This is a genomic window from Aeribacillus sp. FSL W8-0870 (assembly GCF_037963755.1).
GTDB classification, from domain to species: domain Bacteria; phylum Bacillota; class Bacilli; order Bacillales; family Aeribacillaceae; genus Aeribacillus; species Aeribacillus composti.
Map to the genome: position 1 here is coordinate 3774237 of NZ_CP150165.1, position 16489 is coordinate 3790725.

Here is a 16489-nt window from a genome sequence, read left to right on the forward strand (position 1 = left end):
ATTGCTTAAAAAAGGGTGAAAAAAATGGAATTTGAAAGAATAGATGCAGTAGCAAAGGATTCAAAAGCATTCACTGATAAACAAACGAAAGCTTCTTTATATAAAACAGTATGGAGATGGCATTTTTACGCAGGGATTTTTTTCGCACCGCTGATTATTTTTTTGTCTATTACCGGAGGAATTTACCTGTTTAAACCACAAATTGAAAATTACATGTACCATGATCTTTATTACGTCCAACAAGGACAGCATAAAATTTCATCTACAGAACAGATTCATGAAGTGAAAAAGAATTATCCACATGCAAAAATTACAGGTTTTACACCTTCCTTTGCGCCGGACAGGTCATCTGAGGTTGAAATAATGGTGAACGGGGAAAGTATATCTGTGTTTGTTAATCCATACAACGGCGACATTATTGGAAAGTTAAATGAGAATGCACGCTTCATGGCATGGGTGAAAGATTTGCATAACGGTGAATTATGGGGCGGCACCATTGGAAACTGGTTAGTAGAGCTCTCCGCTTGCTGGTTCATTATCCTAATTATTACTGGTGTTTACTTATGGTGGCCGCGAAATAGAAAATCTCTTTTTGGGACATTGATTCCGCGAATAAACCTGAGTAAAAGAAACCGCACGTTTTGGCGCGATATGCATGCCGTTACAGCAATCTGGCTTTCTGTTTTTATCGTTGTACAATTGTTTTCTGGACTCATGTGGTCCGGTGTTTGGGGAAGCATGGCACATCATATCGTTGATCCCATTTCCGGAAACCCGGAAGGAGATCAACCATGGGAAAAATATGCATTTCCTAAATCAACAATTCCAACAAAAGAAATAGCAGATGTTCCTTGGGCAGCTGAAAACTTACCTGTGCCCGAATCAAGTCCCAAAGGAATGAAAACAATTTCTGTTGATAAAGTTATGCAAATTGCAGAAAAAAACAACGTCCAACCGGGATATAGAATTGCATTTCCTGATGGAGAAACCGGTGTATATACGATCTTTCTAGATCCTGCTGACGTCTATCCTAACCGCCCACTGCCTTGGGCGCAACAAACACTGCATATTGATCAATACAGTGGAAAAGTTTTAGCTAAATTTGCATGGAGTGACTATGGTGCATTGGGAAAATTAATTTCACTAGGCATTGCATTTCATCAAGGAGAATTTGGATTCATTAGCCAGCTGTTCATGCTTGCATTAACTATTGGCATTATAATGATTGTTGTAAGTGGCGTTATAATGTGGTGGAAGCGAAAACCGAAAGGCAAATTGGGTGCTCCGGCTTTGCCAGAAAACTTTAAAATGTTAAAGGGAGTAGCCGTCATTGTCATTGTTCTAGGTCTTTTCTTCCCATTAGTAGGCGCATCACTATTGATAGTGTGGGTTTTGGATTATTTCGTCATTAAAAGAATTCCTACTGCAAAACAGTGGATTGGATAGAAAGCTAAATGGGAGCATCACACGAATAATGAATAATTTGTTATCAACCATTTACTGGAACCTGAGCCAATAAATCATTCCGCCTGTCAGCTCATCGATTGCATACGTCTGATTCCGTGAATCCCCGTCAAAGGAGAAAAGTTTTCAAGTTCGTGCGCGCTGGCAGGCGTCTTCAATGTTGGCACATGCTTTTGCAGCACTCCCATTTTACTGGAATAACAAGTATAACTCCTCTATCTCGTCCACAAAATTCAGGTAACTTCCTTTTTAACAGAATTGACTTGAACAGCAGGCAATAATTGATCATGTAATGAGAGTCTCGTTCCTTCCCGCTTAAAAGGAGTGAGGCGATAGTTTCTTTTTCAGTTCATCTAGCTCTTCTTCAGTTAATTTCGTAACTGACATAATAACTTCCTCTTCTAGCCCTGAACGAAGCATTTCTATGGCTACCTGTCGAACTCCTTCTTCCCGGCCCTGCTTCAACCCTTTTTTCAATCCTGCTTCCATTCCCTTTTTCAGCCCTTCCTCCCATCCTGCTCGCCGTTCGCCTTGAAGGTTTGACAATTGGTCCCGCAGCCATTTCAAACGCATTTCATATTCATAACGGTTTACCGGGTTGACGCTTAAGCTTTCCCATTCTTCCAGCGCTTCACGAATTTCCTGCTCATTCATCGCAAACACCTCCAGTTTCGATTTTTCACTTTTCGCCATCCACTGGAGACATGAAAAAAATTTTAGTTCATACCTCTTTTCACATAAAATGAACTATTCTACTCATGGTCAAAAAAGTCATTCATCCAATAGTTTCTTCTTCAGTTCATCTAGCTCTTCTTCAGTTATTTTTGTAACCGACATAATAACTTCCTCTTCTAGCCCTGAACGAAGCATTTCTATGGCTACCTGTCGAACTCCTTCTTCCCGGCCCTGATTCAGCCCTTCCTCCCATCCTGCTCGCCGTTCGCCTTGAAGGTTTGACAATTGGTCCCGAAGCCATTTCAAACGCATTTCGTATTCATAACGGTTTACCGGGTTGACACTTAAGCTTTCCCATTCTTCCAGCGCTTCACGAATTTCCTGCTCATTCATCGCAAACACCTCCAGTTCACTGAGCATAAACTCATCGATTTTCCCCTTTTTGGCGTCTACTGCTGACAGCATCATCAGCCACGGATACTCTGGCAATCGTTTTATTTCTCTGTTATATTTCTTCCATTTTACCATAAACTGCTGTAAATCAATGACGTGAAATTCAAGGTGCGGACTCCAAAGAAAATGTTCTTCATCTTCTCGTATATGGAAAACCGTATGAAATCGCTCCGTTTCATGAGGAAAAAGCCGATAATTAAGGATGGTAATCATAAAGGTAGGGGGAAGCATGCTGTACGGCTGTCCTTTTGCTAATGACCGGGAGAAAACCCTCGCCCAGTAATACAAAATTCGTTCCGGTAAATCGTGCTGATTTACGATTTGAATTTCCACATTGATGCGCTCGCTTCGATCCGTCAGCACCAGTACATCAAGCCGGTTCATTTTTCCATCTTCTGTCTCTTTCGTCAGCTCTGTGCTTTCAAACTGAACATCGACAATGCGATCTGCCTCGCTCCGATGTAAAATCGCATTCAAAAAGGCAATGGTAAGCGACTTGCGGTTCGGGTTGCCGAACAGCTGCTTAAACATGAAATCTATCTTCAAATCGAGGTATTCTTTCATAGTGAAGATCGTCCTTTCGAGGGAGAATAAAAATAAGAGGAAAACATAAGAGGGGGAAAGATTAAAAATCGTAATAACTAGGGACAAGTATTAATATTCACACCAAACAGAACACATGTTCTGTAAATAATATAAAACTACCTATAAGAAATGTCAACCTAAAATTTCAAACTTATTAATAGGAATTTAAATAATGAAGTTTTTTACTAGATTTTTGAACGCTTCCAGCCGCTACAATTCAAAACAGCAGAGAAAGGCATTTTTTTCAGTTTTACTGTAAACGCTCAAGTAATGCTGTTAAAGCCTCACTTCATCATATAACAATAATGAATATAAAAGAGGAAAAACATTTAGATTTAGAAAAAAACAGAAATGACGGAAACCTTCATCGTTCCGCTTGATACAGGTGTCCAAAAGTAATGCACTTCAATAAAAAAGACCTTGCCAGCCTCCTGAAATGTCCACCTTAAACCATATAGCGTAGGTAGAAAAAATTGCTGGCAAAGTCTAAGATTCATCGTCTTAAAGTTTTCGAATCCCATAAACTGAATAGCCGACACTAAAATTGTTCTAATGAGATTGATTGTCTTAAAGTTTCGAGCCCCTCTCGATCAATCAAATTTCAAAATGGTAGGGATTTATAGAAATCAGTCAAAAAATAGGCAGATAAAAATCAGAAGGTATAGCGGCATGATGTTTCTGATTGCTTGCCGAAGCTCTAAAAAATGAATGTAAATCGTATCAGACTGTCTGTTATTTTATCGAGGCTGGAGGAAGGAAAATCAGAAGAAGGAAGCAACCCCGTGAATTCCTGCTTCATCGATCTCCAGCCCGCTATCATCAAGATCGTGCTTTGTCCGCTATTGCTTGGCTTATATAAGATCAACAAGCTTTTCCTGCTTCATTCTGTAAATGATAAATATCGTACTGATCGCGATCAATACAAGAAAGGTGCCGATTGTAAGCATAAGCGGATGAAGAATCGCAAACAGTTCGCCAACAAGGTATTTTAAAGTACAATAGCTTAGCAGCACAACGATCGGGACAAGCGAGCCGATCAATGTGATGTAGTTTTGTGCGATCCGTGAGAAAAATACTGAAAAGAGCGCCGCAACAATGGCAACAATATAAGTAGCAATCACCGTTGTGATGATATAGCCTTCAAATGTAAAGTCAAACCAAAAATAGTAAGAATTATAGAACGAATTGATGGAAAGCGGAAAAAAAGCTTCCGTACCATTCCCAAGATAGAAAAACCAAAAAATGACGATCTGCACAGTTGTGATCAATGCTGTGGCTGCTAAAGCAGCAAGAAGTTTTGCAGAAAACAAATTCCGACCGGTTTTCGTCGTGTATTGCAGACTGATCGCATTGTTTAGTCTGTCTGTAATATGAACGCGGCATGTTACCATGACAACGCTTATAATAATCAAAACCGTCCAAAAGCGGGTGAGCTCATTGTAATTTTCATAGACAAGATATGGAAGAACAGAATTGACATCCTTGTTAGCCATGATTTGTTTTACACGTTCTTGCTGATCTTCATCGGTATAAGATTCAATATCCCTCCCTTTCGATTCATATTGTTCAATGATATTTTCGAATGCTTGCAGTTCCCAAAAAACATCTGCTTGATCAACAAACACGACTTTTTCATGAAAATCTGCATACTGTTTATTTGTTAAATCCAATTGTCGAAACTGTTCATATGTTGTAATGCCTAGTTTTTCCGCATCTTGTTGTGATTTTAAATAGGCATTGGCCTCGTCTTTTTTTTGCTTATACCAGTTTTTAAAATGTTGAAACTCTTTTTCGTCCATTTCATGCCCATATTTATTGATCATTTCTTTCGTAATCATAAACTCATCTTTTGCAGGCCGTCCATTAGGGAAATTTTCAAAATAAAAGCTTAAAAACAGCTTGTAAAACAGAAAACTGATGAACAAAATAAGCAGCAGCACCTTCCAATTGAACAATTTTCTTAGTTCGTATAAAAAAACTCTCAATATTCTTCCCCCTAATTTAATGGTTGCCGTTTAAATTTGTACATGCTGAAGAATCCTAATAGAATAAATATGACCGCCCACGCTGCTATCGTTACAGCTTCAAAATATGGAAACATCGTAAAAATGTTGTTTCCCATAAACCATACATGCGGATTCATAATTAAATAAAAAGGATTCACATGCATGATCAAGATAAATTTACTATTCAGTGAAACAACGCTTGGAAGCCATAAACTAACACCAGCGAACAGAGCAAATGTAAAGAAAACAAGATAGCTGTTTTTCAGCCATATAGATAAGCTGAAGGTGAGCAGCATGTACAGCAGCTGGCTTAATAGTAAACAGCCGACAAATAAACAAACATACTGCAAGAATGATAGATTCCACCACGATATGTAAGGAAAAGACGTTTCGCTATTAAAATAGCTGCTAATCGGCACAAACAGAAGATTAGAATAATCATAGACAGAAAAGTAAATGATCAATGTCGCCGCGATTAACAACATAACAGCACACACATTAGCGATTACACTTGCAGCAAGCTTGTCCCATAGCAAATTTCTCCCGCGTTTGCTCGTAAATGCAACAAAGAATGTACGGTGTTCAAATTCATAATTAGTTAGCAATGCTGTGATTAAAACAACGAGGATCATTCCTTCAAAAGCGATCGCCCGGCCAAGCTTTTTAAATAGCAAGGAATGCATTTCATAGACTGATCCTAAATAAAAGAAATGGCGATGTTCACCGTTTTTCACCAGCTGCTGCAGCCGCTTTTCTAAAAGATTGGCTTGGTTCAGCACCGTTTCTTCTGCCTCCCCGCTTAATCCGTATTTCTTGATTTGTTGCCGGGCAAACTCTGTCGCATCCAGCTCGCTGTAAATATCATCGACGCTTTTAGCGGTTTCATAATATTGAGTGAACAAGTTGAGATTGAATAGCCTGTTTAATTCACGATCCGTAAGATGTTGGTACAGAAACGCTTCATGGCCTTTTATAAACTCATATGGAAACTGATACTGCTTCCCGCTTTTTGGATTCAGCTCATTCACCCATACCATTTCATGATCGATTTCTTTTTTCATACCTGCCAATGCTTCATCATCGATTTTCGTCCCGTATTGCTCAACTATGTTTTGTAAAACAGGTAAATTTTCCCGTTCATTTTTATGGTCGAAAATAATCAAACCATTCAACGCCACAAAAAATAATAGTAAAATGATAAAGATCGGCGACTTGACAACTTTTATTAATTCGTATTTGATCATTATGCCAGCGCTCCTTCTCCATATACATGAAGAAATACGTCCTCTAATGTCGGCTCAACACTTTTCCAATTTTCATTTGGCTGTTCGTCGCTAACAAACCGAAAGATCATCTGGCCATTTTCTTGCTTTTCCGAAATTGTTGCAAATCGCTTCCGAAAGATTTCTGCATCCTGAAAATCAGCTGCGGTCTCATAAATGCGGCCGGACAATAATTGGCATAATTCACGTATCGGCTTTTTATATAAAATCGTTTTATCTTTAATCATAATGATTTCATTGGCAATCGATTCGACATCAGACACAATATGCGTTGATAAAATAATGATCCGATCGTTTGCTAATTGGGTTAAAAGCTTGCGGAAACGGGCGCGTTCGGTCGGATCAAGTCCTGCAGTGGGCTCATCAAGAATCAAAATTTTTGGATCGTTCAGCAATGCCTGGGCGATGCCGACCCGCTGAATCATCCCGCCGGAAAACTTCCTCATTTTTTTATGCATGACATCTTCAAGTCCAACGAGCTTTAAAAGCTTCGGTATTTTTTCTTTTGCTTCATGCTTTGAAATCCCTTTTAAAGCTGAAAGGTAAAGCAAATATTTTGCAGGGGTGTAATGCTTGTAATATCCGAACTGCTGCGGCAAATAACCGAGAAGCTCGCGGTATTTGCTGCCGAGATGGATGATATTTTCTCCGTTGTAACGAATTTCTCCTTTTGTTGGAAAGATGAGTGTGACAAGCATTTTCATCAATGTTGTCTTCCCAGCACCATTTGGAGCTAATAGTCCGTAAATTCCGTTGTCAAACTGTAAATGAACATTTTCAAGAGCAATAAAATTGCCGTAATATTTGGAAACATGGTCGACAATTAGCATCTTTACAAAACTCCTTTTATATTGGTTTTGACGAAAAACAGCTTAAGCTGATGAACATATATATACATCGCAGCCATCCCGATGATGATGTAAATAAAATACGGAACGTTTAACAAAAAGGCTTGATAAACATAGCTGTTCATGTAAGAAAGAAACAAGTTTGCGGCAATCCAGCTGATAAATAAAGCAATTTTCCCACTTTTTGTCGGTACATAAAGCAATACATACAAAAAAGCAGCAGCAAAAAGAAATAAAGATGCAACAGATAATAAAAAGGCAAAAGGAAAATGAATGGAAAACTCTGTTGCCAGCCAGAAAATGATGACTCCATTGGCGAGCATAGCGAAAATGCTGAACATGAACATACGGAATGCTGCTAATTGATACACATTGTATTTACAAGTCATTTCCACCTCAAACGCCGGCTTTTGCTTTTGGCAAATAAAAAAGAAAAAAACGATGACAAAATAAACAACAGGTGAAAAACAAAAGATGAATGTATATACATCCAAGGCTGTCCATGAAAAATATTCTGCCGTTGAAAGAACAAACATAGCAAAAACAGCGATAGTTAAAACAATCGTAAAAGCGATTTCCGTCAGATCACGAAAGACGTTGCGGAAACCGACTTCGCGATACATAGTGAACATATATTGCCAAAAGGAAGGCTTTTTGTTCATGCCTTTTGCAATAATCTTCTGAATTTCTTGTTTGATCTCCTTATCGCTAGGAAAAGGAATTTTTTCGTTATCAATGGCCATGGACATCCTCCTTTAACTGCTCATTGATTTTTCGCAATGTAGAATAATATTTCGTTTTTACGGTTGATTCTTTTATCTGGAGCTTTGCGGCAATCTCGGCAAATGTTTGGCCTGCAAAAATTTTCATTTGCACAATTCGTCGATTCTCATGATCAAATCGTTCAAGCAGGTTTAAAACCTGTTTTACCTCGTCCTTTTGTTCGATTGTAAAAAGCACATCATCACTTTCCCGCTGATCTGTTAACAAATTGACCGTTTTCTTCTGCTGTTTATATTCTTTCGAGCGATAGTAATCGATGATTCTCGCCTTTGCGATTTTATACAGCCATGTCCGGAACGCCGCTTTCCCCTCATAATGGTGAATGCCGCGCAGCATGCTGATGAAAATCTCCTGCGTCAAATCTTTCGCTAATTCTTGATCAAACGTTTGTTTAAATACGAACGCATAAATCTCTTTGTAATAATAAGAGATCAGCTTATTTGCCGCTTTTTCACTTGCCCGCTTCTGTATTGCTTTTATCCATTTCTTCTCTTGATCCATCGTGAAGCTTCACTTCCAATCCCAAAGCTCAAAACTTCTATCACTACCTATATATTCGCAAATAATAAATAAAAAGTTTTGCGAAAATCAAAAAAATTATTCAGCCTCTTTATCCAGCTGTCAGTCTCTTGATTGTTCGCGTGTCATTCGCTTAACGACATATCCTTACTGATTGGACCGGTCTGCTTTATGCACACTAGCGAAAAAACGTTTCTTTCAGAACGGAAGCTTACATTACGAATAAGCGATTGTGATATAATGTGTATTCCGGCATGCAGATGAACGATATGTTTGCTTCAAAATACTGAAACGACTGCGGTTTAAAGGAAAAGCTGCTAAAAAGAATTATTAAAGTCTTCTTTATCTGGAAGCAGTAGTTTCATATTTTTTCAATTTTCCGGATAGACCCAATATATGTGCTTAAAAATCCCATAAAAGTCATTTAACATTTTGTTCCACATACATACAATTTAAATAGAGATTGTTACTAGAAAAAGGAGATCTTTATGAACAAGATTTTATTATCGAATATGACGGTATATGCTGAAGAACGAGTTTTCAAAAATGGATATGTATTAATAGAAAATGGGAAAATTCTCGAAGTTGGTCCTCAAGAAAAGCTGACTGTTACAGACGAACGGGTTGAAAAAATTGAAAGCAAAAACAAATATGCAGTTATTCCTGGTTTTATCGATTTGCATATTCATGGAGCAGCAGGCGCTGATACGATGGATGGAACCGATGAGACAATTCGCAAAATGGCAGCGGCACTCTCCCGGGAAGGAACGACGAGTTTTTTAGCAACAACGATGACAAGCTCTGAACAGCGGATTGAAAAAGCTCTGATCAATGTAAGAAAGTACATGGAAACAGCGAATGAACCCGGATATGCAGAAGTGTTAGGAGTCCACTTGGAAGGTCCGTTTATTTCCCCTAAAAGAGCAGGGGCACAGCACTCAGAAAATATTCTCGAACCGAACTTGCAGTTATTTAAAAAATGGCAGCATATGTCCGGCGGAGCGATAAAGCTTGTGACATTGGCGCCTGAAAGAAAAGGTGGAATAGAATTAACCGATTATTTAAAACAAACAGGAGTTGTCGCCTCCATCGGGCATTCAGATGCTTCTTATGCTGAAGCTGCTAAAAGCATACAAGCTGGCATTACCCATGCAACCCATTTATTTAATGGAATGAGCGGATTGCACCATCGCAAGCCGGGAGCTGCTCTAGCAGTGCTCATGCATGATGAGGTGTTGTGCGAAATTATCGCAGATGGCATTCATGTGTGTCCGGAAATGGTGAAATTTGCTTATCAAAATAAAGGAAATGACGGGCTTATTTTAATCACGGATGCAATGAGAGCGAAATGTCTCGGTAAAGGAATCTATGAACTTGGAGGCCAAGAAGTCCGAGTGAATGAAGATCGGGCAGTTTTGCGGGATGGGACGCTGGCAGGAAGTATTTTGAAGCTGAATGATGCAGCCAAAAACATGATGGCTTACACCGGATGTACGCTTCAAGACATTATTCAAATGGCAGCCGTTAACCCTGCTAAACAAATAAACGTTTATGATCGCAAAGGAAGCATTGCAAAAGGAAAAGATGCTGACTTAGTTGTTTTAAATGACCGCCTTGAAGTAGTAATGACATTTTGCCGCGGAAAACTTACCTATTCACAACAAGAAATGTGACGAAGATATTGCTGCCAGCGAAAGATTACGGTGATATGAGCATGAAAGCAGCACAAATGATTAGGTAAACAAGAACTGAATTTTGCTAAAATGATCCGTTTTTAAAACAGCTTCCTTTTCCATCGTTTCAATAGTTTGATTTAAAGCATCTTGATCTAAACATATATAAGCTCTGAACCCCTTGTTTCAGCAATAATCAGTCAGTCTGGATTATTCCGTAATGACGCTTTGATCTATTTTTCATAGGATTATCTTGTTTTCCCTTGATTTTCGGTTAGAGTTCTCCAAACTGATTATATTTTACTGGATACAATTCTTTTATATGGCTATCATAGTGTAAATGTCAAAATAAGAATGCACAATTTTGATTGTATAGTGATGTACAAAAATGATTTTATGGATAATTATGTTATTAAGTGGATAGTAATAACTTGACATGGAGCCTCTACGGACATGACTTACGAGCCAAGAAGCCAGCAATATCAATAGCTGGCTCCGCCTAACAAGGCTATCATGCCCGTCTCTCCATGTAAAGTTGCCCTAAGGCAATGAGAGAAACTATATAGCTTTAAACAATCATGTTTGTACATAGTTAAATTAGCATTTCCATCATAGTGTTTTCGATTTTTTTTCCATAAAAAATCCCCTCCTAGGTGTCATATCAAATAGCCTCTTTTTTTACTGTCTACCTGTAGGGGATAATACCATTTTGGTATTATGTCAATAATATGGAAACAAAAAATTAAGATTTTCACTTTGAACTCTACCGCGCTTTCGCTTGGTGGCCTCTAGATAAGATTGAGAGTTTCACCCGCAATCTTATCTAGAGGTTGTAATATCTTGATTACTACTGTAATAAAGTTTTTCATACGCAATAGGAGACATATAGTTATTAGAAGAATGAATCCGTTGATCATTATAAAAACTCACAATATATTCAAATATGCTTTGTTCCGCTTGCTTACGAGTTTGATAGTCTTGAAGAAAAACAAGTTCTTTCTTGATTACGCTATGAAACGATTCCATGCAAGCGTTATCGTAACAATTTCCTTTTCTGCTCATACTTGTCTTGATATGATGTTCACGTAATAACTTTTGATAATCTTTAGATGCATACTGGCTACCGCGATCTGAATGATGGACCAACCCTTCCTTAGGTGGTTGAGTTCTTATTGCTCGTTCTAATGCTGTTATTACTAACTCTTTGTTCATTCTTTTACTCATATACCAACCAATAATCCGCCTTGAAAACAAGTCCATTATCGTAGCTAAATACAGCCATCCTTCACGAGTCCAAATATACGTAATATCCCCAACCCACACTTTACCTGGTTTGTCTACTTCAAACTGTTGATTTAATAAGTTCGGATAAACTGGCAAGTTATGCTTCGAATTGGTTGTTGCTTTATACTTTTTCATAGTTTTTGAGCGAATATTGTTCTCACACATAATACGGCTGACCGTCTTTTGTGAGACCTTCGTTCCTTGTTCGTTAAGTACCTTTGTAATTTTAGGACTACCATATAGGCCTCTTGATTCTAAATGTGCACGTTTAATCTTTGCTGTTAGCTTTTCTTTTCGTTTCTTTTGTTGACTCTTTTCACGCTTTTTCCAAGCATAATATCCACTTTTTGCAAACACCTAATACTTGGCACATCTTCACTACACGAAACTCGTGTTGGTGTTTTTCAATGAAGTCACATATTATGATGTTAGACTAAAAAGTAGACACAGATTATTATAGTAATAATAGACTGAAAAATGAGGTGTCTACATGACAAAAAAACAAAGGCGGTACGAGGAAGACTTTAAGCGTCAAACTGTTCGTTATATTTTGGAGGAAGCGAAATCCGTTGCACAAGTGGCTCGTGAGCTCAAAATTAACGAAAATACTCTTCACGGCTGGATGAAAAAATATAAGCAAGAACCTGAAATAACAGAAACCCAAACGTTTCGATCCGAAGACCACGAAGTTCGTGAACTGAAGAAACGTATTCGGGATCTGGAGGAGGAAAACTCCATCTTAAAAAAGGCGATGCACTTCTTCGCGAAAGACCATCGGTAAAAGATTCATTTATCCATGAGCATCGCTTCGATTACCGATTGGAGAAGATGTGCGAAGTATTGAAAGTTTCTCGAAGCGGTTATTATAAATGGCGTGATCGTCCCAAAAGTGCTAGACAAGAGCGTCGAGAAGAATGGACGCAGGAAGTGCGTCGTGTGTATATCGAATCTCGCCAACTGTATGGGAGTCCAAAGGTTGCCAAAAAGCTTAATCATGAAGGCATGAAGGTTTCACAGAAGACGGTTTCCCGCATAATGAACAAAGAGGGAATGAAGTCTCGTACCGTGAAAAAGCATAAGGCTACCACTAACTCAAAACATAACCATCCGGTCCACGAAAATGTCTTAAACCAACATGTTACTGTTACGAAACCAAATGAAGTATGGGTAGCTGATATCACATACATTCCAACGGATGAAGGTTGGCTTTATCTAGCTAGTATGATGGATTTGTATTCAAGGAAAATAGTCGGCTGGCATATAGACTGTTCCATGAAAAAGGAGCTAGTGTTAAGTGCTTTAAAGCAAGCCTATCAGCGTCAACAACCACAGGGTTCTATCCTCCATCATTCTGATCGAGGGAGTCAATATGCTTCAAATGACTATCAAGCTAAGCTAATGGAATACGGAATGAAATGTAGCATGAGCCGCAAAGGAAATTGTTATGACAACGCTTGTATTGAATCATTTCATGGGGTTATAAAAAAAGAACTAATCTATCAGACTCGTTATAAAACAAGGGAGGAAGCAAAAAAGAGCATATTTGAGTATATAGAAATATTTTACAATAATAAACGTATTCACTCCGCAACAGAGTATTTTTCGCCATCTGAATACGAACGTATGTACTATAAAAAGGGAGCTTAATGAACATATTAATAGAATAGTTAGACCCGAAAATTTACCTTTTAAAAATAATTAGGACAACGTCGTAATTATTTTTAAAAGGCCACCAAGCGATAGCGCGGTAGCTGCGAAAAAAAATCTATAAATTTTTGTGTCTACTTTATTGACCTAATATCATTTCTTTATTATTGTGTATATGTATTCTCGTTTGTTCACCACATTTTTATACACCTTATAAAAATGGTTGATGAGGCGTGTGCTCACAAAATCACTGTCAAGTAATATATCATCTTTTTTTCATGATATGTAAATTGCTTTTGTAACCATGGAGAGAGACGCCAAAACAATATCCCAAAAACAATACTAATAATTGCCCCCCTTGATAATGTTAAATGGTAAAATAGTGAATATAACGAGTTGTTTCAGGTCGGGAGTATTCAACACGGGAGCTTTAAGAAACAATGTGTAAGCAGGTAAAAAGACATATTAGTTTAACACACACACATTACTAACGCCATCTCAGTTATTTCTGTCGATAAGCCAAATATTATTCCTTTCTTTGATTGAATTTTTTGATTGACGTAACATACTGGTAAAATAAAAGTAACTCCGGCTATAAAATTTGCAATATGACCAATTAGAATACCAGTATTGCTACATGTAAAGGAATAGTTTAGCACATTTTTTTACATTTCAATGAGTATGCCTGCAAGTGGTCCGTATAATAAAGAAACTATTAAGGCTGATACATCACTAAAATCGACCAGTAAAAAGTTGGGGAACAGGAGAATTGGAAAACTGAGCATCATTAATAAGTATGACAAATCGTCGAAACGCCGATTAATACAAAAGTACGTACGTTCCATTTATTCACACTCCTTCCCATCTTATCATTGACCTATTTCTTACAAAAAAAGGGGTTATCGCGTTGGTAACAATGAAATACACTCTAATCGTAGTGACGCTAACAACCCCTTTTATTCTTTATAGTTTGTAAATTGTATCCAATAACTGTTGTGTCTATATGGAGAAAAGTACTTACTTAATCGTCTTATCATTGTAATTTTTTTGTTTTATCTGAATATAATTACATATATTTCGTTTCTCATTGTTGTTCACCGTACATCCTATAGGATCTTTGCAATGAATTGCCTTTATTGTGTTGTATAAAATTCAGCTGGGATAGTGGCAAAATGTCTACGATGATACAGCATTGGAAGCTTTTTATTGTTCATTTGGATGTCGATGACTTCTCCAATGAGAATTGTGTGGTCACCAGCTTCCACTGTTTTAAATGTTTGGCATTGAAGTACGGCGAAAGTATCTTCAATAATAGGAAGGTGATTGCTGGAAAAAGTCCATTGGCAGGTGTTAAAACGATCGACACCTTTGCTTGCAAATGTTTTGCATAATTCTCTTTGGTCTCCAGCCAGTATGTGTACGGCAAACTTCCCAGCACTAATAAAGTCATTAATGGACGAAGCCTTATGATCAATGCACCAAAGCACCATGAGAGGGTCTAGTGAAACTGAAGTAAATGAGTTCACAGTTAATCCGACAGGGTTCCCATCGCTGGATGTGGTAGTAATGATAGTTACTCCTGTTGGATAGTTTCCCATTACTTCTTTGAATAAACGTTGCTTCTCTTCTTTTGAGAACATATATATCTATTCCTCCCTCTAGAAATATTGATTTATCAAGGCTTTGCGGACTTCCAAACTTGAAGGGTGGCATATTGGAATGATTTGATAAGCAGCAAGTCCACCTATAGATTCTGCTCTATATTGCGATGATGTCCATGATACAAATAGAGTTATTCATTTTGCGTCAGCGAAAATATTTTTAAGGTGTATTCATATAGTTATTCATTCCAGTCATATCAATGGGATCATGTAATTTACGTTTCATAGGAAAGTAATATAGTACGGCGGGTACAACTAACCCTACAGCCCATGCAATATCTGCTCCATCAAATGCTTTTGCGAAAGATCCGACATATATAGTAGTATTTATGAAAGGAATTTCAGCGAGAATTGCTACAACAAATGCTATAATGGCAATCCAGTTTACTTTTCCATAGCAACCATTTACATCAAAGATATCTTTAACGCTGTAAAGACCTCGACGCAACAAATAATAATCAACAAGATTGATAGATGTCCAAGGAATTAGAAAATAACTGATGAAAAAGATAAAATTCATGAAAAACGAAAGAAAATTCCCTTGCCCCCAAATACATAATGCAGTGCCTATAATCGTTATACAAAGTAGGAACCACATTCGAACTTTCGGTGTGACGCGAAATTTATAGAATGGTTCTAACGTTGTAACTGTAGACATAAATGCGCCGTACAAGTTAAATACATTGATTGATAATTGCCCAAGAACAATAACGATATACATAATAATGGAGAAATTACCGAATAATTTAGCCAAGTTACTTCCAGAATCCTCAAGATAATACGGAATTGACGCAGTTAAAATAGCACCTAAAATCATCATCCAAGAACTACCAATAACTGTACCACAATAACTGTACCAAAATGTGTGAGATGTTTTAGTGTTGATTGGGAGGTAACGTGAATAATCCGCAACATATGGTGCATATGATAATTGCCAAGTCGAGGTAATACTTACAGCTAGTAAAAATGCTGACATATTAAATTGATCTAGTGCCCAACTATTTTCCGGTATTGGTAATTGGAAAATAATAATATAGGTAGCAATTAGGAAGATAATGAAAGATAACCAAGAGAAATATTTTTGCATCTTGTGAATTAAATCATAGCCATAAAGGGCAATAATGAAACATACCGCGTTCATGATCAAGATACTCCAATTCAAATCGATTGAAAGTGCACTACTTAAGGTTTGAGCTCCAAGTAATCCACTGCTTGCGAAATAGCCGAAATAAATAAACATGACAAGGAATAATGGTAGAATTGCTCCAATAACCCCAAATTGAGCCCGACTCTGGATCATCTGTGGAATCCCAAGTTGCGGCCCCTGAGCAGAGTGGGATGCCATGAAAAGCGCTCCAAGCAGGTTACCCACAATAATCGCGACCAAGCTCCAGAACAGATTAAGCCCCAAGGTGACTGTTAGTGCTCCTGCCACAAGAGTTGTTATATGCATATTTGCTCCAAACCATACAGGGAATAAATCCCTGGCTCTCCCATGCCGCTCTTCTGATGGTATATATTCAATACTACGTGTTTCAATTTTCATTTGTTGTACCTCCCGATACGATTATTGTTGACAACGCTTACGAAATAAAAATCTATTTACTA

General features: G+C 37.8%; 13 protein-coding genes and 1 pseudogene. 3 read left to right on the forward strand and 11 right to left on the reverse strand.

Annotated elements, in window-relative coordinates; all coding sequences use genetic code 11:
* The first annotated feature begins 24 nt into the window (after positions 1-24).
* The gene (locus tag NSU02_RS18185; RefSeq protein WP_339193497.1) at positions 25-1446 is read left to right on the forward strand and encodes a PepSY domain-containing protein; all 1422 of its coding nucleotides are present in this window, start codon (positions 25-27) and stop codon (positions 1444-1446) included.
* A 333-nt stretch (positions 1447-1779) separates the two neighbouring features.
* Here NSU02_RS18185 and NSU02_RS18190 read toward each other — a convergent pair whose 3' ends face one another.
* From NSU02_RS18190 to NSU02_RS18220, 7 genes are all read right to left on the reverse strand, one after another.
* Positions 1780-2118 (reverse strand): hypothetical protein, encoded by a 339-nt coding sequence (locus NSU02_RS18190; RefSeq protein ID WP_339193499.1) that lies wholly within the window; start codon positions 2116-2118, stop codon positions 1780-1782.
* A gap of 117 nt (positions 2119-2235) precedes the next feature.
* The gene (locus NSU02_RS18195) at positions 2236-3156 is read right to left on the reverse strand and encodes an Rpn family recombination-promoting nuclease/putative transposase (protein WP_339193501.1); all 921 of its coding nucleotides are present in this window, start codon (positions 3154-3156) and stop codon (positions 2236-2238) included.
* Between the two features lie 872 nt (positions 3157-4028).
* Complete coding sequence (locus tag NSU02_RS18200; RefSeq protein ID WP_339193504.1) at positions 4029-5162, reverse strand: hypothetical protein; 1134 nt, start codon at positions 5160-5162, stop codon at positions 4029-4031.
* A gap of 11 nt (positions 5163-5173) precedes the next feature.
* Positions 5174-6427: a hypothetical protein gene (locus NSU02_RS18205; protein ID WP_339193507.1), complete on the reverse strand. Its 1254-nt coding sequence runs from the start codon at positions 6425-6427 to the stop codon at positions 5174-5176.
* Positions 6427-7296 (reverse strand): ABC transporter ATP-binding protein, encoded by an 870-nt coding sequence (locus NSU02_RS18210; RefSeq protein ID WP_339193509.1) that lies wholly within the window; start codon positions 7294-7296, stop codon positions 6427-6429. Before NSU02_RS18210 ends, NSU02_RS18205 begins: the two co-directional genes overlap by 1 nt.
* Before the next feature lie 2 nt (positions 7297-7298).
* The gene (locus tag NSU02_RS18215; RefSeq protein WP_066251127.1) at positions 7299-8057 is read right to left on the reverse strand and encodes a hypothetical protein; all 759 of its coding nucleotides are present in this window, start codon (positions 8055-8057) and stop codon (positions 7299-7301) included.
* Positions 8047-8598, reverse strand: coding sequence for a sigma-70 family RNA polymerase sigma factor (locus NSU02_RS18220; RefSeq protein ID WP_063388899.1), 552 nt, complete (start codon positions 8596-8598; stop codon positions 8047-8049). Before NSU02_RS18220 ends, NSU02_RS18215 begins: the two co-directional genes overlap by 11 nt.
* A gap of 506 nt (positions 8599-9104) precedes the next feature.
* On the opposite strand from NSU02_RS18220, the gene nagA reads away from it, so the two are divergent.
* Positions 9105-10289 carry an N-acetylglucosamine-6-phosphate deacetylase gene (nagA, locus tag NSU02_RS18225; RefSeq protein ID WP_339193511.1) on the forward strand — a complete coding sequence of 395 codons (1185 nt, stop codon included), beginning with the start codon at positions 9105-9107 and terminating at the stop codon, positions 10287-10289.
* 819 nt (positions 10290-11108) lie between these two features.
* Here the strand turns inward: nagA and NSU02_RS18230 are convergent.
* Positions 11109-11930 carry an IS3 family transposase gene (locus NSU02_RS18230; protein WP_339193513.1) on the reverse strand — a complete coding sequence of 274 codons (822 nt, stop codon included), beginning with the start codon at positions 11928-11930 and terminating at the stop codon, positions 11109-11111.
* Positions 11931-12063: 133 nt separating this feature from the next.
* On the opposite strand from NSU02_RS18230, the gene NSU02_RS18235 reads away from it, so the two are divergent.
* Positions 12064-13220, forward strand: a protein-coding gene (locus tag NSU02_RS18235; RefSeq protein ID WP_339193515.1) for an IS3 family transposase whose coding sequence is annotated in 2 segments (ribosomal slippage) — positions 12064-12322 and positions 12322-13220 — 1158 coding nt in all. Because the reading frame shifts where the segments join, the coding sequence is not laid out codon by codon here.
* Between the two features lie 239 nt (positions 13221-13459).
* Here the strand turns inward: NSU02_RS18235 and NSU02_RS18240 are convergent.
* The 3 genes and pseudogenes from NSU02_RS18240 to NSU02_RS18250 form a co-directional block, all read right to left on the reverse strand.
* A pseudogene (locus NSU02_RS18240) lies at positions 13460-14073 on the reverse strand (ECF transporter S component).
* Positions 14074-14353: 280 nt separating this feature from the next.
* The gene (locus NSU02_RS18245) at positions 14354-14860 is read right to left on the reverse strand and encodes a flavin reductase family protein (RefSeq protein WP_066250220.1); all 507 of its coding nucleotides are present in this window, start codon (positions 14858-14860) and stop codon (positions 14354-14356) included.
* Between the two features lie 181 nt (positions 14861-15041).
* Positions 15042-16427 (reverse strand): cytosine permease, encoded by a 1386-nt coding sequence (locus NSU02_RS18250; protein WP_066250219.1) that lies wholly within the window; start codon positions 16425-16427, stop codon positions 15042-15044.
* Positions 16428-16489 lie beyond the last annotated feature (62 nt).